This is a genomic window from Micromonospora sp. NBC_00421, from assembly GCF_036017915.1.
In the GTDB taxonomy this organism is placed as follows: Bacteria; Actinomycetota; Actinomycetes; order Mycobacteriales; family Micromonosporaceae; genus Micromonospora.
On the sequence record NZ_CP107929.1, the window covers coordinates 3,807,125 to 3,831,470 of the forward strand.

General features: G+C 69.2%; 28 protein-coding genes and 1 pseudogene. 16 read left to right on the forward strand and 13 right to left on the reverse strand.

Features of this window, described 5'->3' with window-relative positions; translation table 11 throughout:
• Positions 1-26: 26 nt before the first annotated feature.
• Positions 27-2,351, forward strand: coding sequence for a HelD family protein (locus OHQ87_RS15630; protein WP_328348867.1), 2,325 nt, complete (start codon positions 27-29; stop codon positions 2,349-2,351).
• Between the two features lie 533 nt (positions 2,352-2,884).
• Here OHQ87_RS15630 and OHQ87_RS15635 read toward each other — a convergent pair.
• Entirely contained in the window at positions 2,885-3,292 is a 408-nt protein-coding gene (locus tag OHQ87_RS15635) for a hypothetical protein (RefSeq protein WP_442930459.1), read from the reverse strand.
• Positions 3,293-4,082: 790 nt separating this feature from the next.
• Between OHQ87_RS15635 and OHQ87_RS15640 the strand changes: the two genes are divergently transcribed.
• Positions 4,083-4,418 carry a hypothetical protein gene (locus tag OHQ87_RS15640; RefSeq protein WP_442930833.1) on the forward strand — a complete coding sequence of 112 codons (336 nt, stop codon included), beginning with the start codon at positions 4,083-4,085 and terminating at the stop codon, positions 4,416-4,418.
• A gap of 129 nt (positions 4,419-4,547) precedes the next feature.
• On the opposite strand, the gene OHQ87_RS15645 is transcribed toward OHQ87_RS15640, so the two are convergent.
• Entirely contained in the window at positions 4,548-5,537 is a 990-nt protein-coding gene (locus OHQ87_RS15645) for a sporulation protein (RefSeq protein WP_328338551.1), read from the reverse strand.
• A gap of 63 nt (positions 5,538-5,600) precedes the next feature.
• The gene (locus tag OHQ87_RS15650; protein ID WP_328338553.1) at positions 5,601-6,866 is read right to left on the reverse strand and encodes a multidrug effflux MFS transporter; all 1,266 of its coding nucleotides are present in this window, start codon (positions 6,864-6,866) and stop codon (positions 5,601-5,603) included.
• A gap of 343 nt (positions 6,867-7,209) precedes the next feature.
• Here OHQ87_RS15650 and OHQ87_RS15655 point away from each other — a divergent pair, with 343 nt between their 5' ends.
• The 3 genes from OHQ87_RS15655 to OHQ87_RS15665 all read left to right on the forward strand — a co-directional run bounded on the left by OHQ87_RS15655 (position 7,210) and on the right by OHQ87_RS15665 (position 11,725).
• Entirely contained in the window at positions 7,210-7,383 is a 174-nt protein-coding gene (locus OHQ87_RS15655) for a hypothetical protein (protein WP_328338555.1), read from the forward strand.
• Positions 7,384-7,640: 257 nt separating this feature from the next.
• On the forward strand, positions 7,641-10,790 hold the full coding sequence (locus OHQ87_RS15660) for an RHS repeat-associated core domain-containing protein (RefSeq protein WP_328338557.1): 3,150 nt from the start codon (positions 7,641-7,643) through the stop codon (positions 10,788-10,790).
• 620 nt (positions 10,791-11,410) lie between these two features.
• On the forward strand, positions 11,411-11,725 hold the full coding sequence (locus OHQ87_RS15665; RefSeq protein WP_328338559.1) for a hypothetical protein: 315 nt from the start codon (positions 11,411-11,413) through the stop codon (positions 11,723-11,725).
• A 101-nt stretch (positions 11,726-11,826) separates the two neighbouring features.
• On the opposite strand, the gene OHQ87_RS15670 is transcribed toward OHQ87_RS15665, so the two are convergent.
• Complete coding sequence (locus OHQ87_RS15670) at positions 11,827-11,994, reverse strand: hypothetical protein (RefSeq protein WP_328338561.1); 168 nt, start codon at positions 11,992-11,994, stop codon at positions 11,827-11,829.
• Positions 11,995-12,363: 369 nt separating this feature from the next.
• Between OHQ87_RS15670 and OHQ87_RS15675 the strand changes: the two genes are divergently transcribed.
• Complete coding sequence (locus OHQ87_RS15675; RefSeq protein ID WP_328338563.1) at positions 12,364-12,552, forward strand: hypothetical protein; 189 nt, start codon at positions 12,364-12,366, stop codon at positions 12,550-12,552.
• A gap of 184 nt (positions 12,553-12,736) precedes the next feature.
• Complete coding sequence (locus tag OHQ87_RS15680) at positions 12,737-12,946, forward strand: hypothetical protein (RefSeq protein ID WP_328338565.1); 210 nt, start codon at positions 12,737-12,739, stop codon at positions 12,944-12,946.
• Between the two features lie 48 nt (positions 12,947-12,994).
• Here the strand turns inward: OHQ87_RS15680 and OHQ87_RS15685 are convergent, their stop codons facing one another.
• On the reverse strand, positions 12,995-13,666 hold the full coding sequence (locus OHQ87_RS15685; RefSeq protein ID WP_328338567.1) for a TetR/AcrR family transcriptional regulator: 672 nt from the start codon (positions 13,664-13,666) through the stop codon (positions 12,995-12,997).
• A 51-nt stretch (positions 13,667-13,717) separates the two neighbouring features.
• Between OHQ87_RS15685 and OHQ87_RS15690 the strand changes: the two genes are divergently transcribed.
• Complete coding sequence (locus OHQ87_RS15690) at positions 13,718-14,554, forward strand: alpha/beta fold hydrolase (RefSeq protein WP_328338568.1); 837 nt, start codon at positions 13,718-13,720, stop codon at positions 14,552-14,554.
• Here the strand turns inward: OHQ87_RS15690 and OHQ87_RS15695 are convergent.
• A complete protein-coding gene (locus OHQ87_RS15695) occupies positions 14,551-15,444 on the reverse strand; it encodes an alpha/beta fold hydrolase (RefSeq protein ID WP_328338569.1) in 894 nt (297 codons plus the stop codon). The two genes, OHQ87_RS15690 and OHQ87_RS15695, sit on opposite strands and share 4 nt — an antisense overlap.
• Before the next feature lie 56 nt (positions 15,445-15,500).
• Here OHQ87_RS15695 and OHQ87_RS15700 point away from each other — a divergent pair, with 56 nt between their 5' ends.
• Positions 15,501-16,070, forward strand: coding sequence for a TetR/AcrR family transcriptional regulator (locus tag OHQ87_RS15700; RefSeq protein ID WP_328338571.1), 570 nt, complete (start codon positions 15,501-15,503; stop codon positions 16,068-16,070).
• Positions 16,071-16,318: 248 nt separating this feature from the next.
• Positions 16,319-16,750: an NUDIX domain-containing protein gene (locus tag OHQ87_RS15705; protein WP_328338573.1), complete on the forward strand. Its 432-nt coding sequence runs from the start codon at positions 16,319-16,321 to the stop codon at positions 16,748-16,750.
• Here the strand turns inward: OHQ87_RS15705 and OHQ87_RS15710 are convergent.
• Positions 16,724-17,158 (reverse strand): hypothetical protein, encoded by a 435-nt coding sequence (locus tag OHQ87_RS15710; protein ID WP_328338575.1) that lies wholly within the window; start codon positions 17,156-17,158, stop codon positions 16,724-16,726. The genes OHQ87_RS15705 and OHQ87_RS15710 overlap by 27 nt on opposite strands.
• A 57-nt stretch (positions 17,159-17,215) precedes the next feature.
• On the reverse strand, positions 17,216-17,581 hold the full coding sequence (locus tag OHQ87_RS15715) for a DoxX family protein (RefSeq protein WP_328338577.1): 366 nt from the start codon (positions 17,579-17,581) through the stop codon (positions 17,216-17,218).
• A 116-nt stretch (positions 17,582-17,697) separates the two neighbouring features.
• Here OHQ87_RS15715 and OHQ87_RS15720 point away from each other — a divergent pair, with 116 nt between their 5' ends.
• The 3 genes from OHQ87_RS15720 (at position 17,698) to OHQ87_RS15730 (ending at position 19,085) form a co-directional block, all read left to right on the forward strand.
• Complete coding sequence (locus OHQ87_RS15720; protein ID WP_328338579.1) at positions 17,698-18,075, forward strand: winged helix-turn-helix transcriptional regulator; 378 nt, start codon at positions 17,698-17,700, stop codon at positions 18,073-18,075.
• Positions 18,076-18,087: 12 nt separating this feature from the next.
• Complete coding sequence (locus tag OHQ87_RS15725; protein WP_328338581.1) at positions 18,088-18,636, forward strand: AAA family ATPase; 549 nt, start codon at positions 18,088-18,090, stop codon at positions 18,634-18,636.
• A gap of 248 nt (positions 18,637-18,884) precedes the next feature.
• Positions 18,885-19,085, forward strand: a complete 201-nt coding sequence (locus tag OHQ87_RS15730; RefSeq protein WP_328338583.1) for a hypothetical protein — start codon at positions 18,885-18,887, stop codon at positions 19,083-19,085.
• A gap of 64 nt (positions 19,086-19,149) precedes the next feature.
• On the opposite strand, the pseudogene OHQ87_RS15735 reads toward OHQ87_RS15730, so the two are convergent.
• Positions 19,150-19,290: pseudogene (locus OHQ87_RS15735) on the reverse strand (IS5/IS1182 family transposase); the annotation flags it as partial.
• Between the two features lie 119 nt (positions 19,291-19,409).
• On the opposite strand from OHQ87_RS15735, the gene OHQ87_RS15740 reads away from it, so the two are divergent.
• Positions 19,410-20,809, forward strand: a protein-coding gene (locus tag OHQ87_RS15740) for an IS3 family transposase (RefSeq protein WP_442930460.1) whose coding sequence is annotated in 2 segments (ribosomal slippage) — positions 19,410-19,743 and positions 19,743-20,809 — 1,401 coding nt in all. Because the reading frame shifts where the segments join, the coding sequence is not laid out codon by codon here.
• Positions 20,810-20,932: 123 nt separating this feature from the next.
• On the opposite strand, the gene OHQ87_RS15745 is transcribed toward OHQ87_RS15740, so the two are convergent.
• The 3 genes from OHQ87_RS15745 to OHQ87_RS15755 form a co-directional block, all read right to left on the reverse strand.
• Positions 20,933-21,205, reverse strand: coding sequence for a hypothetical protein (locus tag OHQ87_RS15745; RefSeq protein WP_328338585.1), 273 nt, complete (start codon positions 21,203-21,205; stop codon positions 20,933-20,935).
• A 217-nt stretch (positions 21,206-21,422) separates the two neighbouring features.
• Positions 21,423-21,644, reverse strand: a complete 222-nt coding sequence (locus tag OHQ87_RS15750) for a DUF397 domain-containing protein (protein WP_328338586.1) — start codon at positions 21,642-21,644, stop codon at positions 21,423-21,425.
• Complete coding sequence (locus OHQ87_RS15755; protein WP_328338588.1) at positions 21,641-22,504, reverse strand: helix-turn-helix domain-containing protein; 864 nt, start codon at positions 22,502-22,504, stop codon at positions 21,641-21,643. The genes OHQ87_RS15750 and OHQ87_RS15755 overlap by 4 nt, the downstream gene beginning before the upstream one ends.
• Before the next feature lie 436 nt (positions 22,505-22,940).
• Here OHQ87_RS15755 and OHQ87_RS15760 point away from each other — a divergent pair, with 436 nt between their 5' ends.
• Positions 22,941-23,198, forward strand: coding sequence for a DivIVA domain-containing protein (locus OHQ87_RS15760; RefSeq protein WP_328338590.1), 258 nt, complete (start codon positions 22,941-22,943; stop codon positions 23,196-23,198).
• Positions 23,195-23,527, forward strand: coding sequence for a hypothetical protein (locus tag OHQ87_RS15765; protein WP_442930461.1), 333 nt, complete (start codon positions 23,195-23,197; stop codon positions 23,525-23,527). The genes OHQ87_RS15760 and OHQ87_RS15765 overlap by 4 nt, the downstream gene beginning before the upstream one ends.
• 15 nt (positions 23,528-23,542) lie before the next feature.
• Here the strand turns inward: OHQ87_RS15765 and OHQ87_RS15770 are convergent, their stop codons facing one another.
• The gene (locus tag OHQ87_RS15770) at positions 23,543-24,319 is read right to left on the reverse strand and encodes a DeoR/GlpR family DNA-binding transcription regulator (RefSeq protein WP_328338592.1); all 777 of its coding nucleotides are present in this window, start codon (positions 24,317-24,319) and stop codon (positions 23,543-23,545) included.
• Between the last annotated feature and the right edge of the window lie 27 nt (positions 24,320-24,346).

A 24,346-nucleotide genomic window follows, 5' to 3' on the forward strand; every position in this document is an offset into this window, starting at 1 on the left:
CTAAGCGACGAGGAGACGGCTTGTCAATGCGCCCGGACGAGCTGCGGCAACACGATGACGAGATCGGCCGCGAGCAGACGTACGTCTCGATGCTCTACGGCCGGCTGGACGACCTGCGTGAGCAGGCCGCCCGGCGGCTCACCGACGAATTGCGCGCCGGTGGCGGCGGCACCCAGCAGGACCGCTCCCAACGCGACAGCGCTGTCCGGATGTACGCCGACCAGGTCGAGCAGTTCTCGGCGGTCGAGCAGGGGCTGGCCTTCGGCCGGCTCGACGGCGCCGACGGCAGCCGGCACTACGTCGGCCGGATCGGCATCTTCGACAACGACGGTGACTACGACCCGCTGCTGATGGACTGGCGGGCGCCGGCCGCCCGACCCTTCTATCTCGCCACCGCCGCCAACCCGCAGGGCATCCGGCAACGGCGGCACCTGCGCACCCGGGAACGCAAGGTCACCGGCCTCAACGACGAGGTGCTGGACATCCAGGCGGCCTCCCCCACCGGCCACGAGGAGCTGACCGGCGAGGCGTCCCTGCTCGCCGCGCTCGACGCCGGGCGTACCGGCCGGATGCGGGACATCGTCGAGACCATCCAGGCCGAGCAGGACCGGATCATCCGGGCCGACCTGCCGGGGGTACTGGTCGTGCAGGGCGGGCCGGGCACCGGTAAGACGGCCGTCGCGCTGCACCGCGCCGCGTACCTGCTCTACACCCACCGGCAGCAGCTCTCCACCCGGGGCGTGCTGCTGGTCGGGCCGAACGCCACCTTCCTGCGGTACATCTCCCAGGTGCTGCCGGCGCTGGCCGAGACGGGCGTGCTGCTCAGCACCCCGGGCGACCTCTTCCCCGGGGTCAGCGCCCGCCGCACCGAGCCGGCCCGGACCGCCGCGCTCAAGGGGCGGGCGGTGCTGGCCGAGGTGCTCGCCGCCGCCGTACGGGACCGGCAGTGGGTGCCCGACGAACCGCTGGAGATCGAACTGCCCCAGCGGGAGGTGCTGCCGCTCGACCCGGCGACCGTACGCCGGGCCCGGGACCGGGTCCGGCGTACCGGCCGCCCGCACAACCTGGCCCGCGCCCTGTTCGACATCGAGATCGTGCACGCCCTGGCCGACCAGGTCGCCGAGCGGATCGGCGCCGACCCGCTCGGCGGGGAGAACCTGCTGGAGGAGGCGGACCGCGCCGAGATCCGCCGGGAACTGCGGGAGGAACCGGAGATCACCGCCGCGCTGGACAGGCTCTGGCCGGTGCTCACCCCGCAGCGCCTCCTCGCCGACCTGTACGCCTCCCCGGAGCGGATCGCCGCCGCCGCGCCGATGCTCACCGACGCCGAACGCGCCCTGCTGCACCGCCCGGCCGGCGGTGGCTGGACGCCTGCCGACGTGCCGCTGCTGGACGAGGCCGCCGAGCTGCTCGGCGAGGACGAGCGGGCCGCCGCCGCCCGCCGGGAACGGATCCGCTCCTTCCAACGCGAGTACGCCGAGGGCGTGCTGGACATCGCCCGGGGCTCCCGCTCGATCGACGTGGAGGACGACGCCGACGGCGGCGAGATCCTCGGTGTCACCGACCTGATCGACGCCGAGCGGCTGCTGGAACGGCAGGAGGAAACCGACCGGCTGACCACCGCGCAGCGGGCCGCCGCCGACCGGAGCTGGGCGTTCGGCCATGTCATCGTCGACGAGGCGCAGGAGCTCACCCCGATGGCCTGGCGGCTGCTGATGCGCCGCTGCCCGAGCCGGTCGATGACCATCGTCGGGGACGTGGCGCAGACCGGCGCGCTGGCCGGCACCCCGTCCTGGGCCGAGGCGCTGGAACCGTACGTCGCGCAGCGGTGGCGGCTGGAGGAGTTGACGGTCAGCTACCGCACCCCGGCCGAGATCATGGCGGTCGCCGCCGAGGTGCTCACCGGGATCGACCCGGCACTACGCCCACCCCGCTCGGTACGCCGCAGCGGCGTACCACCGTGGGACCGGACGGTCGGGGCGGACCGGCTCGCCGCCGAGCTGGTCGAGGCGGCCAACCGGGAGGCCGCCGGGCTGGCCGGTGCCGGCTCGGATGCCCGTCCGGGTGACCGGGAGGGGCGGCTCGGGGTGATCGTGCCGGCCAGCCGGGCCGACGAGCTGGCGAGCGTCGTGCTGGCCGCGCTACCCGAGGCGGCGGTGGGCGAACAACCCGAACTGGAGAGCCGGGTGGTGCTGCTCACCGTCGGCCAGGCCAAGGGCCTGGAGTTCGACTCGGTGCTGGTGGTCGACCCGGACGGGATCGTCGCCGAGTCCCCGCGCGGGCGCAGCGACCTCTACGTCGCACTGACCCGCGCCACCCAACGCCTGGGCGTGCTCCGCCCCACCCCCTGACAGCCCCCACCCCTGACGCCCTGCCCCGCCCCATCCCCTTTTGTGACGCCCTGCCGCGTCCCGCCGGGTCCCCGTGACTCGCAAGATCGTGCTGCAACATGGATGTCAACACCGTTGCGTTAACGCCGTGGGTGGCTCTGGTCAACCCGGGACAGGAAGTGCCCGATCGGGGAGCGGGGTGGGCCCGCTCGGCGATCATGGAGTGGTGGTGCCGACCTTGGGGGTTCTACGGGCGTTCTGTTACCCACCACAACTCCATGATCGGCGAGGCAGCGGTGGTTGACGAACAGCCGTTCCACCTAACGCAACGGGGTTGACATGGATGTAGTGGCCTCCCCACGTGGGGAGGCCACTACATCCATGTTCGAGCGTGATCAAGGGTATCGACCGCCCACGACGGAGCGGGTGTCGCGAGTGCCGGGCGCACTGATTCGGTCGGGATGCCGGGCCCGACCTGGTGAGCACGCGGCACATCCGCGCTGTCGCTCGGTGGGTCAGACCCGACCAGGTGAGCACGCGGCACATCCGCGCTGTCAGTCGTCGGAGAAGTCGCCGATCTCGACGGCGCTGGCGGCCTGGTCGCTGACGGGGCCACCGGTCGGGGTGCTCAGGCCACCGGTGGTGGCGTCGCCGGTGGTGGTCGGGGCCACCGCACCCGGGTGTCGTTCGGGTTGTCGGGCGACCCGGCGGACGCTGGCCGGGCCGGCGGTGCCGCCGGTGGTGGTCACCGCGCCCTGGCCCCGGGTCGGGCCGCCGTCGCGCAGCACCTCCGGGTCGATCGGCACGTCGGCCACGTCGTCCGGGTCGTCCTCCTGGATGGCCCGGGTCACGTCGACCTGGGGCACGGTCACCTCGTCGAGTGCCCCGGGGCCGTACACCCCGGCGGTGAGCCGGTCCTCGGCCTGCCGGACGGACTGTCGGAACCTGTCGTTCTCGCCCACGTTCATCACCTCGCAGCAGTGGTGGTGAACCTGCTGCCTGCCCGCTGCGGTGCCGGCCAAACCGGTCCGCGCCGGTCCACCGGCCGGTCGCCGGGATGCTGGTGCACCAGCTGACCCTGGCCCAGTTGCGCACGATCGACTACCGTTCCCGGACGCTGCCGGAGTTTCTGGCGGGCGCCGACCAGGATCACCCCGAGCGAGCGGGCACCGACCAGGATCACCCCGAACGAGCGGCGGCGCTCCCGGACAAGCTCGCCGTCCCCGGTGCCCGTATTCCCACCCCGGACGAGGTCTTCGCGCTGCTGTGTGCCAGTGGGCGTACCGGAGCCCGGCTTGGACATCGGGACGAGGAGCAGCCCACATCGAGCCGTACCCGAGCGTCACCCGCAAGCTGGTCGACGCGACCGGCCGGGCCGGCTTCGCCAGTTGCTCGTCGCGGGCGGTCCACGACGATCCGCCGGTACGCAGCCCGTGGGCCGCACGGCCCGGACTGGTGGCGGACGCCGGACCTGGGCCGGCTGGTCCGGGAGTCCGGTCCCGACGGTGCCCGAGACCGGGGGACCACCGGCGGCGAACATTTCGGGGCGGGTCGGTGTTACCTGCTCGGGGCCCGGGGGTAGACCCAGGGTGCCCCCGCCACAGCAGGTGAACCGTGCCGTGGCCGACCACGGTAGCGGGGCGAGGGAGTGCCAGGTACTCATCAAATCCTGAGGAGGACCAGATGAGCACGCAGGCTGCATCCACCAGGCCCATGAACCGGCCGATGCAGGACGTCCAGAACCGGACGTCGATGCAGGACACCGCCCAGCGCAACGCCATGATGAACGAGCAGACCCGGCAGATGCCGGCGATGCACGACGGGCACCGGGATCCGATGCCGTCTCCGGGCACGGAGACCAAGCAGTCGTTCCTGACCACCGAGTTCTGGGTCTATGCCGCCGCAGTCGCGGTAGTGGTGATCTCCGCCTTCTGGCGTGGTACCACCACGAACGGGCTGAACATCAACAACCCGAACCAGGCGTGGTGGTTCCTGACCGCCCTGACCGGCGCCTATCTGGTGAGCCGGGGCCTGGCGAAGGCCGGCTCGGCGCGGCGCTCCGGCGCGGAACGCAAGGGTCGGCGCTGACCGTAGCTGACCCGAGCAGCGCGAGCTGCTGAGTACGATGGCCCCCGGGATTCCTCCCGGGGGCCATCGCCGTTTCCCGTCAGCCGCCGCACACAGCGGGCCGCACGTAGGCGGGCCGCTCTGCGGCGGTCACTCGAAGTCGCCGCCGAAGTCACCGCCGTCGTCGTCGCCCTCGAAGGCGTCGTCGAGCAGTTCACCGGCGATCAGGCCCCCGGCGACACCGAGCGCCGCGCCGGCCACCACGCCGCCCATTCCGGGACCCCGGCCGTGGTGGCCGTGGCTCTGGCCGTGCATCGGGTAGCCGTGGGTGGGAGCACCGAACCCGGAGGAGGCGCGGAGGTTGCCGTACGTCGAGGTGGTCTCGCGCAGCCAGCCGTCGACGACCTGGGCCCAGTCGACCCGGTCGGCGTCGGCGTGCGAGACGGTGTAGCGGCCGAACACGTCATGCCCGGAGCTGAGGAAGCCGCCCCGCTTGTCGCACTCCAGCACCACCTCGACCCCGTGCGGGCTGGTGACGAAGGTCAGCTCGACCTCGGAGATGGCCTGTGCGTACTGGGGTGCCGCGAAGAACTCGATCTCCTGGTAGAACGGCAGCGTCTGCTGGGAGCCCCGGATGTGGCCCCGCTCCAGGTCGGCGTGCTTGAACCGGAAACCGAGCTGCTGGAACGCGCCGAGGATGTGCTCGTGCACCGGCAGCGGGTGCACGTTGACCTGGTCCAGGTCGCTCTTGTCGACCGCGCGGGCGATGGCCAGCTCGGTACGCAGACCCATGGTCATGCCGTGCAGGCGCTGACCGTAGACGTCGGTGATCGGGGTCTCCCACGGCACCGGGAACTGGAACGGGATGGCGAGCTGCTGCTTCGGCGCGAGCTGGAGCGGGCCGCTGACCACCATCCGGTGGAACTCCATCACCCCGGCGTACTCGCCGTCGCCGCCCTCGACCTCGACCCGGGTGACCAGGCCGATGCCGATCTGCTCGATGTTGGCGGGGGCGTCCCCGCCGACCAGGTTCACGTTGCCGTCGAGGGTCAGGCCGGGCCGGGTGTTCGGGTTGGCCAGGACGGTGTCGACGCTGGGCCCACCGACACCGAACGCGCTCAGCATCTTCTTGAAGACCATCGGTACTCCCGTTTCACGGTCGGCGCACTCCACCATGGAGCACACACAGTTACCTCGCGCACCCTAAACGGTAGGACTGTGAAGTGGCTGAGAGGGCGCGCCGGGCCGGGCCGACAGGATCAGCACCCCGCAGGCCGCCACGAAGAAGACCGCCATCGCCGACGCCATGGGCAGCAGGGTCGCGTACCCGAGGAGACCGGTCAGCGGCGTGACCAGCGCGCCGGCCAGGAAACCCAGGCCACCCTGGAGGGCGGCGGCGGTGCCGGCGGAACGGCGGCCCGCCTCCTGGGCCAGCGCGGTGGTCGCCGGCAGGGTCAGGCCCATCCCGGTCACCACCACGGCGAGCAGCACCCACGGCACCGCCAGCGGCCATCCGGCCCGCCCGTCGACCACGGCGACGACCAGCAGGGCGAGGGTGGCCACAGTGGACAGGGCCACCCCGACCGCCCGCAGCCGGGCGGCCCCGACCCGCACCACAAGCAGCCGGAACAGCAGCCCGGCCCCGGCCATCCCGGCGGCGTTGGTGGCGAAGACGAGGGTGTAGCGGGCCTCGTCCAGCCGGTAGACCGTCTGGAAGACGAACGACGACCCGCCGATGTAGGTGAAGAAACCGGCGATGGCCAGGCACAGCACGGTGAGATGGCTCAGGAACACCCGGTCGTGCAGCAGTTCGGTCATCCGCGCCACCGCCTCGCGCGGGCCGCCCGCCTGCCGGCGGTGTGCGGGCAGCGTCTCCGGCAGCCCGACCAGCGCGGCCACCGCCATCACCGCCCCGAGCGCGGTGAGGGCGAGGAACACGGTACGCCAGGTGCCGTGGTCGAGGATCACCCCGCCGACGGCCGGTGCCAGCACCGGACCGAGGAAGGTCACCGAGGCGATGGTGCCGAACCGGGCGGCGGCCCGCGTACCCTGCCAGGCGTCGGTCACCATCGCCCGGCCGAGCGCCAGTCCGGTGCCGGCGGCGATGCCCTGAAAGAGCCGGGCCAGCACCAGGATCCCACCGGTCGGGGCGACCGCGCAGACCAGCGACAGCAGCGCGAAGCTCAGCGTGCTCGCCAGCACGATGCCCCGCCGGCCCCGGACGTCGCTGACCGGGCCGAGCAGGAGCTGGCCGGCGGCCATCCCGACGATGAACGCGGTCAGGGTCAGCTGCGCCACGGTGGCGCTGGTCTCCAGGGAGCGCCGCAGCTCGGGCAAGGCGGCGATGTACGCGTCGGTGGCGAACGGCCCGACCCCGGTCAACAGCACCAACGCCACCATGGACGGGGTGCCCGGCGGGCGGCGTCGCCGTGACGGCGTGGACGGCGTGTCGACATTCCGCAGGCTCACCCATGGACCCTAGACGATCTGATCCCTTACCACTAACGGACAGGTGGGACACGGAGAGTAACTCATAGGTCCGTTTAGATGAGAATTCTGGCTTTCCTCCTGGCTGGTTGTGCTTTTCATTGACAGCCATTCGATCGATGGATAGCTTCGTGACCAGACGCTTGTCGGACAGCAATAGAATCACGGGGGCTGTTCGGGGATCCGGTCGTGTCGAGTCGCGACCTTCATGGGCCACTGTCCAGACGGCGGATGATCTTTCAATGATTGCCGACAGGTGATCAAAACGGGGACTCGGTGAATCAATGAACAATCGTCGCTGCTTGGCGTCTTCATGGGCTTGCGGATGAACGCCGCCCTCGTGCTCGTGGCAATTTTCCTCTTACTTGCCATCGTGGTGCCCGCCCTTGTGCGGGCCGCGCGTCGCGTCGACCACGATCTGGCCGTGCTGGCAGAACTTCCCGCCACCTCAGCGGCAGGGCGCACCGTCTACTGCCTGGAAGACACCTCGCCAGTCTGACTCTTGGCCGTTCCTCGACACCCGCTCATCCGGGTGTCGGTCACGCCCGCCCTGAATCGGGTCCGCCCGGCTCAGCGTCCGGCTCTTCGGCATAGCTCCATACCAGTGGAAATTCGTCCACTGGAGTCATCGGGGAGATTTTTGTGGGTCAACGCAAAATGGTCGCGGGGATAGTCTCAGCCCTGCTGACCACATCAGTGCTGGTAATGCCCTCAGGTGGGGCGGCGACCGCCGCCGCACCCGGTGGTCGAGACGGGGTGGGCAAGCCCGTCGTGTCCCCGAAGTCGAAGCCCTCGGTCTGGTTGTTCGACACGCCACACACCACCCCGTCGCGGGCCGCCTCGCTCGCGGGGGCGGCACCGTCGGTGCCGAAGGGCACCGGGCCGGTACGCAACGCCACCCAGCTGTCGTTCTCGCTCAGTGACCGCCTACAGGCGAAGGTCAACGTCGGTTCCGGCAACCTGATGCTGAGCAGCACCGAGCTCACCCTGCCCGGTGTCGCGGAGAACGTCACAGTCGGCGCGACCTTCAACAGCCTGCTGCTGGGCAGTGACCTGGCGACCGGCGCACACGGGGCGGGGTGGCGCACCCGCGCCGGCCAGGACGTCAAGCTCTACCCGGCCGACGACGACTCGGTCACGTACGCCGCCGCCGACGGCGTGGTCGGCAAGTTCACCGCCTCCGGTTCCGGCTACTCCGCGCCGAGCGAGTTCAAGGCCACCCTGGCGCACAACGGGACCGGCTGGAAACTCACCGAGCACGACAGTGGCAAGAAACTGTTCTTCGGCTCCGACGGGCTGCTGGACAAGACGGAGGACCGCAACGACAACGTCACCGACGTCGCCTACAGCGGCGGGCAGATGACCGGCATCACCTCCGACCGCGGCCCCACCGCGGCGCGCACTGCGGCGGCGACGTGGACCGCCGGCAAGATCAGTAAGTACCGGCAGACCGGCAGCGACGGCAGTTGGCGGGAGGTGTCCTACGCCTACGACGGCAACGGCCGCCTCCAGAAGATCCAGTCGGCGACGTGGCGCAAGGTGCTGTTCGAGTACGACACCGCCGGTGACCTCACGAAGATCACCACGAAGGACAACACCTACGTCACCATCACCTACGACGGTCAGCACCGGGTCACCTCGCTGACCCAGGTCACCGACAACGCCACCATGCAGGGCTCCACCACCCGCCTGGCGTACCCGACCTCCTCCCAGACGCTTGTCGCCGACGCCCGGCAGGACATCTCGCTGGCCGTCTCGGCGGTGCCGCACACCACCTACGACCTGAACAGCAGCAAACGGGTCACCAAGACGACCGACCCGGCCGGCAACGAGCAGAGCAAGACCTACACGCCGTTCAGCGACGTGGCCACCTCGGTCAGCCCGGAGAACTCGACTGTCACCAACACCTTCGGCGCGAACGCCGGTGAGTCGATGACCAAGTCGGAGTCCCCGACCGGGGCCAGCGCCTCCGCCGCCTACGCCAACGCCGCGACCTCGACGAACCCGACGGCGAACTTCCAGCCGTCGTCCTCGATCGACACCCAGAGCAACAGCTCGACCTACACCTACAACGGCGCCGGCAACCCCACCTCCACCGCCGACGCCCTCGCGGCGAAGGCCGAGGTCGACTACAACACCGACGGCACCGTCAAGACCTCGACCGACCCGGCCAACACCGGCAACCCCACCAACTACGGCTACGACGGCAGCAGGCAACTCACCACTGTCACCCCGCCGACCGGCAACGGCCTGGCGACCAAGACCATGACATACGACCCCTACGGCCGGCTGAAGACCGTCAACGACGGCTGCACCACCAGCTACACCTACACCCTGGACGACCGGATCTCCCAGATCGACTACTCCGGATGCGGCACGCAGCCCCCGGTCACCTATGACTACGGCGGCACCGGCAACCTGCTCACCCGCGTCGACGCCACCGGCACCACCGCCTGGTCGTACGACAATCTCAACCGGCTCCGCGAGCGGAACAACCCCGGCGGTGGCATTCTGACGTACGTGCCGGACGCAGTGGGCAACCTGGTGGAGCTGACCGACGGTCGGGGCACCACGAAGTACTACTACAACACCCGCAACTGGCTGGTCCGGATGGACACCGCCGGGAACACCCGCTACAACTTCCAGTACGACAAGGACGGCAACCGCACCTACACGTACTTCGCCACCAACGAGACCAACAGCAGTTGGGCGTTGCGCACCCAGACGACATACGACAAGTCGAACCGGCCGACCCGGATCACCGCCACCCGCAACTCGGCCAGCCCGGCCACCGTCTTCGACGTCACCTACTGCCACGCCGAGTACACCTCGGGTCAGCCCTGCTCGACGGCAAAGGCCGACGACACCGGCCTGCGCCAGTGGCAGAAGGACGAGGTGACCGCCGCCGTCAGCCAATTCACCTACGACAAGGCCAACCGGCTGACCAAGGCCACCAACTACAACGGCAAGACCTACGACTACGCCTACAACAGCAACGGCAACCGCACCAGCGTCAAGGTCGACGGCACCACCACCCAGACCCTGACCTACAACACCGCCAACCAGATCACCACCACCAACAACACCTACGACGGCCGCGGCAACCAGACCAGGGTCAGCACGCCCTCGGTCAACCCGGTGACGTACAACTCGGTCAAGCAGATGACCGGCGCCAACAGCGGCAGCTACTCCTACGCCGGCACCGACCAGGTCGAACTCGTCCAGAACACCACGGCCACCATGCAGTACGGCATGGAAGACCAACACGGCATGCCATGGCTGCAGTCCTGGACGGCGAACGGCTCGACCGCCTACGTCGAACGCGACGGCATCGGCACCCCGTTGGGTCTGCGGCTCGGATCCACCGACCACGCCTACGTGCTCGACGCGCTCGGCTCGCCAGTGGCCATCGTCAAGGCAGACGGCACCGTCTCGGCCACCTACCGCTACGATCCCTACGGCACGGGGACGACCACCGACGAATACAACCTTGGCCAGAGCAACCTCATCCGCTACACCGGCGGCACGTACGACCCGACCACCGGATTCACCAAGTTCGGGCAGCGCTGGTACAACCCGGGACAGGGCCGCTTCACCCAACAGGACAACCTCAGCTTCATCGGCAGCCCCGAGAAGGGGAACCGCTATGCTTACGCTGCCTGCAGCCCTCTGAATTTCATTGACCCCACAGGTATGGACACGGGCACCAATATCGGAACGACGATGGTCGGCGTGATCACTACCGTCATGTGTGAGGCAACCGTCGTCCTTGGGGCTGCTGCCTTAACCGCATCCTCTGGCGGTGCTGGGTTTCTCGTGGCAGCGCAGGGCGTCGGATGGGCGGGGGCACTATGCACTGGCGTGGGAGCAGCGGTAGGCTTCGGGCTCAGCCAATTGACCGATTGATAGGCGGGACTCGATGGGAAAGCGATCCCCATGGCTTTGGCTTTTAGCCACCTTCGTACTGTGCGCACTACTCGGCCTGACTGTTTTCAAACTGCCGTGGTTGAAAGTCCTACTCTTCGCCGGGGTGCCGTTTCTTGTCACCTCCTTGGCATTGCTGGCTAGACCGAGAAACTGGAATAAGTAGCCCCAACTGAATTACCAATAGCATCTCACCTTCGCGTCAATAGCGACGGAAGGGCAGGATTGCGGTCCGGCTCGTTCCCGCCTGACCGCAATCCTGCCAATCATCCGCGCCGTGGCGCATTAGCCATCAATTCAGGGGTTGAGGCGCAGAGAAGACACGGGGGCAGGATCGACTAGAAATCGTGAGGAGGGCGGGTCGCCACCCCGTCCTCCTCACGCTGCCACGAGCCTCTCAGACGCCACGGGCCCTATGGGTGACATCTTCACAGCGGAGAGTCAAGCCCGACCCCATAAGATCCACAATTGGAAAAACCCTCCGAGATTTCGCCGAACTCGTAGAGGCAGATGCTTCGACTGCCTGATTCGCCCCAAGCTTGCGGTGGCTCATCACGAGCCACCGCAAGCTTGATGCAAGAGCAACACTTGAGGAGGAGTCGATGGCATCAGTTGTGGTTCGTCGCGGGAACGACTTAGGAGGACTGCTACGCCGCATGAAGATAGAATTGGATGGCGTCGTCGTGGCCAGGCTAAAGCAGGGCGAAAGCATCACGTTGAAGGTGAATCCCGGGCCTCACGTCTTCAGGGCACGCCTCGACTGGCTCACCAGCGCCCCGCTCGAATTGCACGTCGAGGAGAACATGCAGTTCACTTTGGCAGTTGCCGCCGGCGAGAAGGTGCAGACATACGACGCCACCTTCATCCGGCCGGAAACCGCACTGGAACTACTGATAGTCGAACCTGGAAATAGGTAGCAGCATTGGCTGCGCCGACGACCCGTGCCTGATGCCGACCGGCCTCGACCGACGCCACCCATCCGGCCCGGCAAGAGCCCTACAGCCAGCTTTATCTGGCGTCATCGGTGAGCAGCGCTGCGTACCATCGCCTCGAAGAGATCGCGGGGCGCGGACGGTGACGGCGGCGCGGTGAGGGCGGCGGTCAGGTTCGGGAACGCCGCCACGTCGATCCCGGCGAAGCCGGCCGGCGGCCCGGCGGACTTCCGGCGGGCCAACAGCGACGTCACCCAAATCATCATAGCGATCGTCTGCAACCGATACGCCTACGCCGGGACAACCCGGTAAACTACATCAATCCCACTGGACAGCTGCCTGAGGGAGCGAAAGCTTTTGGACCGGTGTCGGGTTCGTAGGCGCAGCCATACTGGGCGCAGCGGTCGCTCCTGGTGTCGTCACGGGCTTGGCTCTCGCTGCGGCCCGCGGGTGCCGGCATGTCGACCTTGCTGGCGCCACGTTCATCTGGTGCTGCCCACCCAGCCACCGACCTCCGTCGTGGTCGCGGCACGATCGGGCGGTGCGCCTCACCGCCACGTCACTACCGGGCATGAACAGGACTGTCAGCATTGGGATTCGCCAGGCTGCCCGCATCGAGAAAGATGAGCGTCGCCGGAAGCACGTACTGGTACCTGACGTCCGTGTCGCCCTGGGTCATCGCCTGGGCCGGGTACGAGATGGTTTCGGGCGAGCGTGGCGATGCCGTGCCGTGGGTGTTGCTGATCGTCTCGATTGCGGCACTGGTCGCTGGTGTCGTCGGACTGGTCGTGCTGAAGTCCCGGCGTCATTGACCCATACCCCCAAAGCGATCGCTACAGTGGTGGGACGGCCCCTGAATCCCTGCACGGGCCTGTCATAAATCGACCCTGCCGGCGACCTGGGCGAGCCGTTCGCTTGACAGGAACCGGGCATACTGGAGGCAGCGGAGTTCCGGACCACAACGGACCCGAAGCCTTTCGGTGGACGGAGGCCGACATGCGTTGGCTCATTATCCTGATCATCGTGGTGGTAGCTGCCGTCGCCGTCTGGCTGTGGCGTCGTTCCCGACTGGCACCCATCGACCCCGACCGTCGGATTCTCGACCAGCAGGCGTCGGCCGAAGCCCGGAACCGACTCGACGAGCACCGCAACCGCACCGACGGCAGCGGCACCGGCAGCGGCGGGGTCGGCGGCTGGAGCCAGTAGGGCCCGCCCTCCGTTCTCGCTGGAGCCGGTAGGGTCCGCCCGCCGGCCCTACCCTGGGTCGTCGACGAGCAGTCCGCGCAGGACGCTGCGTACCGTCGTCTCGAAGAGGTCGCGGGGTGCGGACGGTGACGGCGGCGCGGTGAGGGCGGCGGTCAGGTTCGGGAACGCCGCCACGTCGATCCCGGCGAAGCCGACCGGCGGGCCGGCGGACTCCCGGCGGGCGAACAGCGACGTCACCCCGGTCATCATGGCGATCGCCTCGAACTTGGTGGCGGTCGCCGCCGGCACCGGGCGCAGGATCGCCAGGCAGTGGTCGAACCAGGCGAGGCTCTGCGGGCCGGGGGCGGTCGGCCGGGGTAGGACCTCCACCAGCCACGGGTGCCGGCGGTAGAGCGCCAACTGCCGGTGGGCGAGGCGCAGCATCGCGTCGAGCCAGTCGCCGCTGCCATCCGGGTAGGGGCGCAGCTCCCCCGCCGCCCGGTCGACCATCAGGTCGAGCAGGTCGTCCCGGGAGGACAGGTAGCGGTAGAGCGATCCGGCTCCGGTGTGCAGCGCGGCGGCGACCGCCCGCATGGAGACCGCGCCGATGCCGTCGGCGTCCGCCATCGCGATCGCGGCGGCCACGATCTCGTACCGGGAGTGCGTCGGGGCGGGACCGCGCAGGCCCCGCGCAGGCCGGGACCAGATCGGCGGACGCTCTGGCTCATCGGGTGACGTCACGGTTAGACTTTAACTGCGAACGCCGTTCGCGGTTTCGAGGGGGAGGACGAGATGGAACAGGACTGGACCGTCCAACGGGTGCCGGCAGCCGACGGTGCCGAGATCGTGCTCCACTCCGTCGGCAGCGGGCCGGGCCTCGTGGTCGTGCACGGCGGCGGCGTCACCATCGACATCTACCGTCGGCTGGCCCTGCGGCTGGCCGACCGGTTCACCGTCCACCTCTACAACCGGCGCGGGCGGGCCGACGCGGCGACCCGCGCCGAGCCCTACGACGGCGAGCAGGACGTCGACGATCTCGCCACGCTGCTGGCCCACACCGGGGTCCGCAACGTGATCGGCCACAGCGCCGGCGGCTTCGTGGCCCTGCGTGCCGCCGCCCGCGGCCTGCCGATCGACCGGCTCGCCCTCTACGACCCGGCGATCCAGGTCAACGGCCTGTTCCCCCTCGGGTGGGTGCCCGCCGCCCAGCAGGCGGCGCAGGCCGGCAACACCGCCCGCGCCCTGGCGATCACCGGCGGCGGCCTCAACACCCACTCGCCCGCGTCGCGCCTGCCGCTGGCCGTCCGGACCACCCTCTGCCGACTGTTCCTGCGGTCGCCGGTCGGGCGCACCATGGGCGAACTGCTGCCGACCACCCTCGACGAGAGCACGCTGATCCAGCGGCACGACGGCCCACCGGAGCAGTGGGCCGGCGTCAAGGCCGAGGTGCTGCTGGCCTGCGGCGGTGCCGGTCCGGCCTACTACCGGCCGATCATCGAGGCGCTGGCCGGGGCCATCCCGCACGCCCGCACGCTCGTGGTGCCGGGCGCGAGTCACGACGCGCTCAACCGGGCCCCGCAACCCCTGGTCGACGCGCTCTCCGGGTTCTTCACCGCCCCGGCCAGCTAGCCACCGAGGAAGCTCGCCAGGGCTTCGGTGAACCGCGCCGGCTGTTCCTCGGCGGCGTAGTGGCCGCAGTCGTCGATGATCACCTCGGTGACGTCGTCGGCCGCCAGTCGCATCGTCTGGGCGACCGCCGCGCCGCTGTAGAGCGCGCCGCCGATGGCGAGCACCGGCAGCGTCAGCCGGGTCTTCGCGCGCTGTTCGTTCTGCGCGATCGTCTCGTCGAGCGCCCGGTAGTACCCGAAGCTCGCCCGCAGCCCGCGCGGGTCCGCGACGATCGCGTCGACGTAGACGTCGACGGCGTACGCCGGGATGGTGGTCGGGGTGGCGGCCTTCTTGGCGAACTGGTAGCCGAAGTAGAGCCGTTCCCGGCCCCGGACCAGTTCCTCGTTGAGGTCGTCGAGCCGGTTGAAGCCGAAGTGCCAGAGCCGCTGGCTGACCTCGGCCGGGCTGAAGAACGACGGCGCGGGTGTGAGGCCGGGGATGATGGCGTCGACGACGGCGAGCCGGCCCACCCGCTCGGGGTGGTCGGCGGCGAGGGCGTACCCGGTCCACATGCCGATGTCGTGGCCGACCACGTCGAACCGGTCGTGCCCGAGCGCAGCCATCAGGGCGACCAGGTCGGCGGCCAGGGTGCCGGCGTCGTAGCCGGCGTCGGGCTTGTCGGAGAGCCCGGTCCCGCGCTGGTCGACGGCGACGACGGTGTGCGTGCGGGCGAGCGCGGGCATCACCTCACGCCAGGCGTACCAGGTCTGCGGCCACCCGCCGACCAGCAGCAGCGGCGGGCCGTCCCCGCCGGTGACCGCGTGCAGCCGCAGCCCGTCCAGCTCCACGAGCCGGCTGGTGAAGACGTCGGTGAACCCGTCGGGCAGCCGCAGCGAACTCAAGGTTGTCATGCCGCCAACCATACCCATCTTGGAACGATCGATACAAGATGGGTATGCTGACAATCATGGCGGGCCGCAAGCAGTTCGACGTGGACGAGGCACTACGACGGGCGATGCTCGTCTTCTGGCGTTGGGGCTGGTCGGAGGCCTCGATCGACCGGCTGACCGAGGGCACCGGCCTGGGCCGCAGCTCGCTCTACGGCACCTTCGGCGACAAGAGCGCCCTCTTCCGGAAGAGCCTCCAGTTGTACGCGCAGACCTACCATCCGCTGTTCGACCAGGCACTGCGCGGCCCCCACCCGGACCCGAGCGCCGTGGTGGCCGCCTTCCTGCAGGTCACCCTGAACCGCATCGCCGATCCGACCGTCCCGGACGGCTGCCTGGTCACGGTGTCGGCAACGCAGTTCCCGGCCCTCGACGCGGAGGGCCAGGCGATGGTCCGCGCGGCGATGGACGGTCTGCGGGCGATGCTGGAGCAGGCGTTGCTGGCGGCCGGGGCCGGCGAGCAGGAGGCGGCCGAGCTGGCGTTGTGCACGCTGGCGACGAACAAGTCCCTGGGGGTGCTGAGCCGCGCCGGCTTCTCCGGCGAGGACCTGGCCACCGTCGCCGCAGCCGCCGCCCACCGCCATGACTAGCTCTGCTGCCCAGCAGCGACGGTGACGCTGACCCCGCGCGACCCGGGAGCGGTCAATGCGTCCAGAAGGTCGCCGGCAGGGCTTCGACGTCGGCCGCGGACCGTTCGAGGAGTGCCGCGTTTCGTCCGACCGGTCCCGGGCACGGCCCGGCGGTCCTGACGGTCGGGGCACGGAGTTGTGCTGGTCAGCCGGTGCGCGCCGGACGCCGACCGCCCCCGCCTGTCCCACCCGTGTGTTCGAATCCCGTCATGCACATGGTCGTCTGTGGCGCACTCGTGGTGAACGACGCGGTCCTGCTGGCGCACCGCAGTCCGGCCCGCCGGGCGTACCCGGATCTGTGGGATCTGCCCGGGGGCCACGTCGAAGCGGGCGAGTCCGCACGGCAGGCCCTCGCCCGCGAGCTGCGCGAGGAGGTCGGCGTCGAGATCGTCGCGGAGTCCTCCTCACGGGTGGGCGACCTGTGGGCCGGCAGCGGCGAGGACGCCGTACACGTGGGTGTCTGGCACGTCGGAGCCTGGCTCGGCTCCCCCGCCAACCGTGCCCCCGACGAGCACGACGACGTCGCCTGGGTCGGGCTCAGCGAGCTGGGCGGCCTTCCCCTAGTGCACCACGGCCTACCGGCGCTGCTGCGTTCCCTGACCCGGCCGCCCCCTTCACGCCTGACGGAGAAGGTGGCGTGACGGAATGTAGTCGATCTTCGTGTCGGCGTAGACGCCGAGCGTGCCGTCGTCGAGGCACCTCAGGCCGACGCTGATCCAGCGCACCTCTCCGTCGTCGACGAGCGCGTAGCCGACCGCGACGGCGAACTCCTCACCACCGCAGGGGCAGGAGCAGGACTCGTGACCGGTCCCGGCCCAGTGGTCGGCGCTGTCGCCGATGAAGGCGACCGCGCCGCAGGCGAGGCAGGTCCGCCGGGTCGCCTCCTCCTCGTCGATGTCGACGCGAAAGGTACGGCCGTCACACCCGCCGCACCGGGACTCCACCACCGTGGCCACCGGGTAACCGCCCGCCTCGAAGTAACGGAGGTACTCGGCGAGGTCGTCGACGTTCTCCCCGCGCCACAGCTTCCCGGACCTGTCGAGTGCCATCCCCGCATTCTGCCTGGCACCGGCGGTGCGCCCGCGAGCGGACGGCCCTCGTCCGGTTCAGACCCAGGTGGTGGCCAGCCAGGCGGTGACGGCGGCGGCCACCAGCAGGACGATGTTGAGCCCGATCTGCCGGGTCTCACCACGGGACAGGTGCACCGCGATCCCGCCGACCTGGATCAGGACCAGCCCGACGGCCGCCGCGACCGCGAGCCAGGGCGCGATCCCGGTCGACGGCGGCAGGACCAGGCCGGCCGCGCCAAGAACCTCCAGCACCCCGATGGCCCGGACCAACGGCATGGGTACGCGGTCGACCCAGCCCATCATCGGCCGGAGCTGCTCCCGGCTCTGCGCCACCTTCTTGCCCCCGGCATAGAGGTAGAACACGGCCAGCAGGGCAGCAAAGATCCAGTAGGCAAGCGTCATGACGGGCTCCTTCGGCAATGAGCAGGATGGTTACGAGAAGGAAGTAGCCACATCATGTGTCAGAATCGGGGGCCTTACAAAAGGCACACGGGTGTGCGTGAGACATAAGGGTGGTCATGTCGCAGTACGAACACACCTGCATGATCCGGGGCGACGGCGGCCGGACTATCCGGGCGATCCTGGACCGCATCTGCAACAAGTGGACACTGCTGATCGTGGCGACCCTGGACGGGGGCGCACTGCGCTTCACCGAGCTGCACCAGCAGATACCCGGCATCTCCCAGCGCATGTTGACACTGACCCTGCGCCACCTGGAGCACGACGGCCTGGTGTCGCGGACGGCGTACGCGGAGGTCCCGCCCCGGGTGGAGTACGCGCTGACCCCCACCGGCAAGAGCCTCATCCCGCCCGCGCTGGCCCTCGCCGGCTGGGCCATCGCAAACGTCCCCCACATCGAGGCGAGCCGAGCCCTCCACCAGACCGGGACGGGATGAGTGGTTCGGAGGATGACGATGGGGCAACCGACACTGTTCCTGACCGTGGGGCTCCCCTGCACCGGGAAGACCACCACCGCTCGGCGCATCGAGATCGAGCAGAACGCCCTTCGACTCACGAAGGACGAATGGGTGAAGGCCCTCTACGGGCACGAGAATCCGCCGTCGGCCGGAGACGTGATCGAGGGACGACTCATCCAGATCGGGCTGCGCGCCCTCGAACTCGGCACCAACGTCGTGATCGACTACGGCCTCTGGGGCCGCGACGAGCGCTCCGCCCTCCGCCAGGCAGCAGCAGACCTCGGCGCGTCAGTGGAGCTTCACTACTTCGCACTCACCCCCACCGAGCAACGACGACGACGCGACCGACGCCAAGCCGAAGCACCACACACCACATGGCCCATGTCCGATGCGGAACTCGCCGAATGGGCTGACCGCATCGACATCCCCACGCCTGGTGAACTCGACGGCAGTGAACCCGTCGACGACCCGCCGGCCGGATTCACGACATGGGACGAGTGGCGCAGGCATCGCTGGCCGCCGACGGTCTCCTGCCTATGATCGCCGAGACCAGAATCGGCAGGCCCCCGTCCGGGCCCGACGGGTGGCACTGGCATCCAACGACGTCGGGTAGTTGACGTGGGCGGCACCTCGCCGGTGGCACCCAGCCGCAGGTAGTCGTCACGGCCGTCGCCGTTGACGTCGGCGAACCGGATGTGGGCGCGGTCAAAATCCCAGGTCAGAAGCATCCTAAGGCGACTATGCAGAGCCCCTGGGTTGAGACCGGCACAGATGGGTAAACCGCCGACATGACTGAGCTACCGACGAACATTCTGACGGACGCGGGCTTCACGGCCGACGAGGCCGATGCCATCGTTCAGGGCTTGGTGCAAGGCATTGACCTGCATCAAGACACACAGCGCACGCACTCCATCAACATCGACGAACTCCCGCCAGAGAAGAAGGAGGCGCTCGAGCGGTTCAACATGGCCGTCGCCGCAGACTTCTGAGACGAGCACCGGCCGGCGTCCGGACGCGTGCTCACTGAGCACCTTCCACAGTGGGTGTCGGCTGGTGTGGACGGTTGACGGTCTTCTGTCGGCGGGACAGCCGGGGCCGGTGCCGGCGGCGTTTGCACGGTATGCGGATGCCGCCGCCGGCGCCCTGGTATGCGTTGTCGGCGGATGTCATGACGCTCGCGCCGTTCAGCGCATCCCTGTCTGTCAGGGTGAGTTGGGGCCAGCGGCTCGTAGCAAGTCCGCCGGACAGGGCGAGTTCAGGATCGAGAAGCGTTGAATACTGCTGTTGACGTCGTGACGGCCCAGGATGGGGTCATGAGTCGCAAGAAGGGTCCGTGTTCAGGTGGGCCGCGGGCGCGCCGGTCGTTCACGCCGGGGCAGAAGCTGGAGTTGCTGGCCGGGTATGAGCAGGCCGTCGCGGCTGGTGAGGGCGGTGCGTTCCTGCGGCGGGAGGGCTTGTACTCGTCGCTGATGTCGGAATGGCGCCGGGCCCGCGATGGCGGGTTGTTGCAGGGTAAGCCGGCTGGGGAGACGGTCGGGAGGCCGTCGGCGGAGCAGGCCGAGATCGCCCGGTTGCGCCGTGAGCTGGAGTTGGCGCAGGTGAAACTGGCGCGGACCGAGACGGCGTTGACGATCATGGGAAAAGCGCGCGAGCTCTTGGAGGACATCTCCAGGAGCGAGCCGGACGGTCCGGACGTGTTCGGGCTCGGCAGACGCTGATGGACATCTATCACGTGTTGACCGGGGCGGGGATCACGACGCGGGAGGCGAAGCGGCTGACCGGGATCGCCAGGTCCAGCGCTGAGCGCGACCGGCGGCGGCCGACACCGGCACGCCCGGTGCGGCGAGCGCCGGCGAACGCGTTCACCCCGGCCGAACGTGAGCAGGTCCTGCGGCTGTTGAACAGTGCGGAGTTCGTCGACGCCGCTCCGGCGCAGATCTATGCGGCGCTGCTGGACCAGGGCGTGTACGTCGGTTCGATCGCCACCATGTATCGGGTTCTGCGCGAGCACGCGCAGGTTCGCGAGCGTCGCCGGCTGGCCCGGCACCCGGCTCGCCAGCGTCCCGAGCTGGTCGCTGACGGGCCGCGGCAGGTCTACACCTGGGACATCACCAAGCTCGCGGGTCCCGTCAAGGGCTCGTACTTCGACGCCTACGTGATGATCGACATCTACTCCCGGTACATCGTCGGCGCCCGTGTGCACGCCCGCGAGTCCGGCCCCCTCGCGGAGTCGATGATGCGCGAGGTGTTCGGTGTCCATGGCGTCCCGCACGTCGTGCACGCCGACCGGGGCACGTCGATGACGTCGAAATCGGTGGCTGACCTGCTCGAAGACCTCGACGTGACCCGCTCGCACTCCCGGCCGAAGGTGTCCAACGACAACCCGTACAGCGAGGCCTGGTTCAAGACGTTGAAGTACGCGCCGGTCTTCCCGGACCGGTTCGCGTCCCTCGCTCAGGCGCGGGCGTTCATGACCGGCTTCGTGACCTGGTACAACCATGCCCACCGGCACTCCGGGATCGGCCTGCACACCCCCGCCGACGTCCACCACAGCCGTCACCACGCCGTCCGCGCCCACCGCGAGGACACCCTCGCCGCAGCCCGGACGGCGCACCCGGCACGGTTCGGCACCACCCGACCCCTGCCCAAGATCCTCGACCTGCCCCAACAGGTCTGGATCAACAAACCCGAGCCACAACGACAAGCCGCTTAACTCCCGTTGGCCTCAATCCCTTGACACGTTCCGGCATCGATCCGGATGTACCGCCAAGCCGTGGAGAGATAAGGACGGCACGCGGGATGCGGCACGTGGGCGCGGCGCCCCCTTCGATGGTTGTCACTCGTAGCCGAGATTCTCCTCGGAGTGCAGGTGCCACCCGTCGTGCCGCTTGACCAGGACGAAGGCGGTGCGCTCGAAAGCGTCGTAGAATCCGGAATCCGGATCGTGGCCACACGTGTACCAGAGCGCATCGACCCGCGCTGTGTCCGGAGCCTCGCTGACGACAGTCACCGAGTCCAAACTCAACTCTCCGCCGAATTCATCAACCCTGCCTTTGCTGTGCGCCTCGGCGTACCTGGCGCAAAAATCAGCAGGGCTCTGATAGAGCATCTGATACCTCCCCTTGGCCCGGCCTCCGGCTGGCAGGTGGCGGGCGCCGTCGTGTCGGGCATGTTGTCCACCGTAGGGCTTGGCACAAGCGCATAGGGCCGCAGGAGCACCATCACGAACGGACGAATGGGGGCACATCAGGTGCCCTGTTCTTGCCACCACCGGGCAGCGTCACACGTGGCCAGCGGCCGCATGAGATGCAAGCCCCTCGCCCTTGTCAGCCGCCGGTGAAGTCGAACTCGCCGTCCTTGACGCCGCCGACGAAGGCCGCCCACTCGTTGGCCGTGTAGACGATCGTCGCCGCGTCACGCGCCTTGCTGTGCCGCACGGCCACCCGACCCGAGCCGTCGAGCAGCGGCCCTGCCTCCACACAACTCCCACCGTTGCTGTCACTCTTGGTGCTGATGTGCCAGGCGACCTCGGGCATAGCCTCGTTCATGCCAACTCCTCTGCGATGGCCCCCATCAGGGCGGTCGACTCGTCCTTGCTGAGTGCGGACTTCGACAATCGATCGTACGCACGAAGAAAGCGCTCGGCTTTCGGTGACTCCATGTACAACCGGCCACCCAGGGATTCCACGTAAGCAACCGCAGGATACGGCTCAGGAAGGTGGAAGATCCAGAACGTGCCGTCGAGCCCCTGGTGGAGAGCGACCGAGGACGGCATGATCTGGATACGAACCTGCGGCAGGGCCTGGAGTTTCACCAGGTGTGCGAGCTGGTCCCGAAGTACGTGGGCACCACCTGCCCGGCGACGCACGACGGATTCGTCGATGACGGTATGAATCGTGAGCGGGCGCTCCTTGGAGAGCACTTCCTGGCGCGAGAGCCGTAACTCGACCCAGCGGTTGATCGTCGACTCGGACACCTCCTGCTCCGCCGCGTTCCGGATCACCGCTTCGGCGTAGGCCCGGGTCTGGAGCAGCCCCGGCACGAGGGTCATGTGGAAGCAGCACACCTTGTCGGCACGGCCTTCCAGCCACGGGTACTCGATGAAGGACGAGTCGACGACGTCGCCGTAGTCTTCGTCCCAACGGTCGGTGCGCCACACATCCTCGGCCAGGGCCAGCAGACGGGCCCGCTCGGCGGCGTGGTGGAAGCCGTAGAGGTCGAGCAGCGCGACGACGTCACCCTTGCGGATCGGCCAGTCCGCCCGCTCGTACCGCCCGAGCGCCGACATGTCCCGTTGCAGGTGCTCCGAGACGAGCTTCAAGGTCATTCCCCGTTCTTCCCGCAGGGCACGCAGTTGCTGCCCGAGCCACTGCGCGCGCAGGGTCCGAATGAACGGCTTGTGCGGCATGATCCACCTCTCGAAAAAGTTGACAAGGCCCGCGAAGGAACCATTGCTCCAGTTCCAGGCCACTGGAAATGTGGCCTTCGGGTGAGGGTGATCACCGGCCCCCGGGGACGCCCGGTGCAAGCGCAGTAACCGCGGCTGTGCCAACAGCCGAGAAGGTGACGAGAGACGGCATCGCGGGTGGCAGCCGCATACCGGATCTCGTCGGGCCTCTACGTGGAGCCGCATTCGCATTCGTCTGTCGGCTCCGACCGACTTGCTGAATATCTATCACGGCGGCCGGGGTCACCGCGACCCCGTACCGCGCGACACCTGCACATCCACGGCAGCCCGGCCGCCGTACCCGCCGAATGAGGCTGCGGTCGCCGGGCGGGGCGGCCCTGCCGGAATTCCCCCTCCAGCGGGGCCGCCCCATCCAAAGCGCACAGAGGAGGGACCGATGGGACCAGGCACCATCTACCGGGGCGCGCTCCCGGCCCGGCTGCACCCCGTGCTCGTCCGCAACAGGCGGTTCTCCCCCGCCGGGTTCGGCCGGCGGGGGCTCGACCCCGAGGAGGTACGCCGGTTCCTGCACCGGGTAGCGCTGGAGTTGACGACGTTGCACCACGAGGTGGACCGGTTGGTCGAGGAGAACGCCCGGATCAAACAGGCGCTCCGTGACTGGCAGACCGTCCAGGCCCGCCGGCGTCGGTCGTGAACCCGCCGGCAGCACCCGGCCCCGACGCGGTCTTCGCCCCGCTTCCCCGGGCCGCAGTCGAGGCGGTCGCCGGCTCGGACGACCGGTCCCCCGGCCACGTCATCCATCTGCCGATCACGATCACCGACCGGGACGATGCGCTGCGTTTCGCGTACGCGCTGGCGCGTTCGCTGGCGTTGGTGCCGGGGGTCGAGGTCGGTGGGGCCACCGTGTCCGCCGAGGACGCCCAGGACGTACGACGGTGGGTGTTCTGTGACCGGATCCTGCCGGACCGCCGGCGCTGCCTGGCACGGGCCGAGCACGACGGGCCGTGCGACCCCGGCCGGTGAGCCGGTCGGCGGCTGTCAGTCGACCTCCACGACGGCCAGCTCGCCGACCTGTTCGCCGATCTGCTGGCGGGCGTCCGGCGGCAGCCCGGCGTCGGTGATCAGCAGGTCGGCCTCGGCCAGCGGGGCGATGGTGGCGATGCCGATGGTCTCCCACTTGGTGTGGTCGGCCAGCACCACCAGGTGCCGGGCGGCACCGATCAGCCGCCTGTTGACCGCCGCCTCCAGCAGGTTGGGGGTGGTGAACCCGGTGCGTGGGCTCATCCCGTGCACGCCGAGGAAGAGCAGATCCACATTGAGGGTACGGATCGCCGCCTCGGCCACCGGCCCGGTCAGCGCGTCCGACGGGGTACGCATGCCCCCGGTCAGCACCACGGTCTGGTCGACACGCGGGTTCTGGTAGAGCGCGTCGGCGACCGGGATCGAGTTGGTCACCACCGTCAACCCGGGTACGTCGCCGAGCAGGGTGGCAAGCGCGGCGGTGGTGGTGCCGGCGGAGAGCGCCACGGCCATCCCCGGCTCGACCATCCGGGCGGCCCGCCCGGCGATGGCCCGTTTCTCGTCCTGCTGACGGATCGACTTCGCGGCGAAGCCCGGTTCCTCGGCCGACCCGGGACCGGCCAGGGTAGCCCCGCCGTGCACCTTGTCGACCAGCCCCCGCTCGGCAAGCACCTCCAGGTCGCGGCGGATCGTCATGTCGGAGACGCCGAACCTGCTGACCAGGTGGCTGACCCGCACCCCGCCGCGCTGCCGGATCAGCTCCAGGATGGCGTTCTGCCGTTGCTGAGCGAGCATGGAACCTCCCAACCGCGCGGACGAGGG

Excerpts from the sequence above, each read along its gene's own strand:
- OHQ87_RS15755 (WP_328338588.1), bottom strand. The coding sequence starts at position 22,504 with ATGCCGCACAAGCCGTTCATTCGGACCCTGCGCGCGCAGTGGCTCGGG.
- OHQ87_RS15705 (WP_328338573.1), top strand. The coding sequence starts at position 16,319 with ATGCACATGGTCGTCTGTGGCGCACTCGTGGTGAACGACGCGGTCCTG.
- OHQ87_RS15720 (WP_328338579.1), top strand. The coding sequence starts at position 17,698 with ATGTCGCAGTACGAACACACCTGCATGATCCGGGGCGACGGCGGCCGG.
- OHQ87_RS15730 (WP_328338583.1), top strand. The coding sequence starts at position 18,885 with ATGACTGAGCTACCGACGAACATTCTGACGGACGCGGGCTTCACGGCC.
- OHQ87_RS15680 (WP_328338565.1), top strand. The coding sequence starts at position 12,737 with ATGCGTTGGCTCATTATCCTGATCATCGTGGTGGTAGCTGCCGTCGCC.
- OHQ87_RS15690 (WP_328338568.1), top strand. The coding sequence starts at position 13,718 with ATGGAACAGGACTGGACCGTCCAACGGGTGCCGGCAGCCGACGGTGCC.
- OHQ87_RS15715 (WP_328338577.1), bottom strand. The coding sequence starts at position 17,581 with ATGACGCTTGCCTACTGGATCTTTGCTGCCCTGCTGGCCGTGTTCTAC.
- OHQ87_RS15640 (WP_442930833.1), top strand. The coding sequence starts at position 4,083 with ATGCAGGACACCGCCCAGCGCAACGCCATGATGAACGAGCAGACCCGG.
- OHQ87_RS15695 (WP_328338569.1), bottom strand. The coding sequence starts at position 15,444 with ATGACAACCTTGAGTTCGCTGCGGCTGCCCGACGGGTTCACCGACGTC.
- OHQ87_RS15630 (WP_328348867.1), top strand. The coding sequence starts at position 27 with ATGCGCCCGGACGAGCTGCGGCAACACGATGACGAGATCGGCCGCGAG.
- OHQ87_RS15745 (WP_328338585.1), bottom strand. The coding sequence starts at position 21,205 with ATGCTCTATCAGAGCCCTGCTGATTTTTGCGCCAGGTACGCCGAGGCG.
- OHQ87_RS15665 (WP_328338559.1), top strand. The coding sequence starts at position 11,411 with ATGGCATCAGTTGTGGTTCGTCGCGGGAACGACTTAGGAGGACTGCTA.
- OHQ87_RS15770 (WP_328338592.1), bottom strand. The coding sequence starts at position 24,319 with ATGCTCGCTCAGCAACGGCAGAACGCCATCCTGGAGCTGATCCGGCAG.
- OHQ87_RS15725 (WP_328338581.1), top strand. The coding sequence starts at position 18,088 with ATGACGATGGGGCAACCGACACTGTTCCTGACCGTGGGGCTCCCCTGC.
- OHQ87_RS15760 (WP_328338590.1), top strand. The coding sequence starts at position 22,941 with ATGGGACCAGGCACCATCTACCGGGGCGCGCTCCCGGCCCGGCTGCAC.
- OHQ87_RS15750 (WP_328338586.1), bottom strand. The coding sequence starts at position 21,644 with ATGAACGAGGCTATGCCCGAGGTCGCCTGGCACATCAGCACCAAGAGT.
- OHQ87_RS15700 (WP_328338571.1), top strand. The coding sequence starts at position 15,501 with ATGGCGGGCCGCAAGCAGTTCGACGTGGACGAGGCACTACGACGGGCG.
- OHQ87_RS15710 (WP_328338575.1), bottom strand. The coding sequence starts at position 17,158 with ATGGCACTCGACAGGTCCGGGAAGCTGTGGCGCGGGGAGAACGTCGAC.
- OHQ87_RS15675 (WP_328338563.1), top strand. The coding sequence starts at position 12,364 with ATGAGCGTCGCCGGAAGCACGTACTGGTACCTGACGTCCGTGTCGCCC.
- OHQ87_RS15645 (WP_328338551.1), bottom strand. The coding sequence starts at position 5,537 with ATGGTCTTCAAGAAGATGCTGAGCGCGTTCGGTGTCGGTGGGCCCAGC.
- OHQ87_RS15655 (WP_328338555.1), top strand. The coding sequence starts at position 7,210 with ATGAACGCCGCCCTCGTGCTCGTGGCAATTTTCCTCTTACTTGCCATC.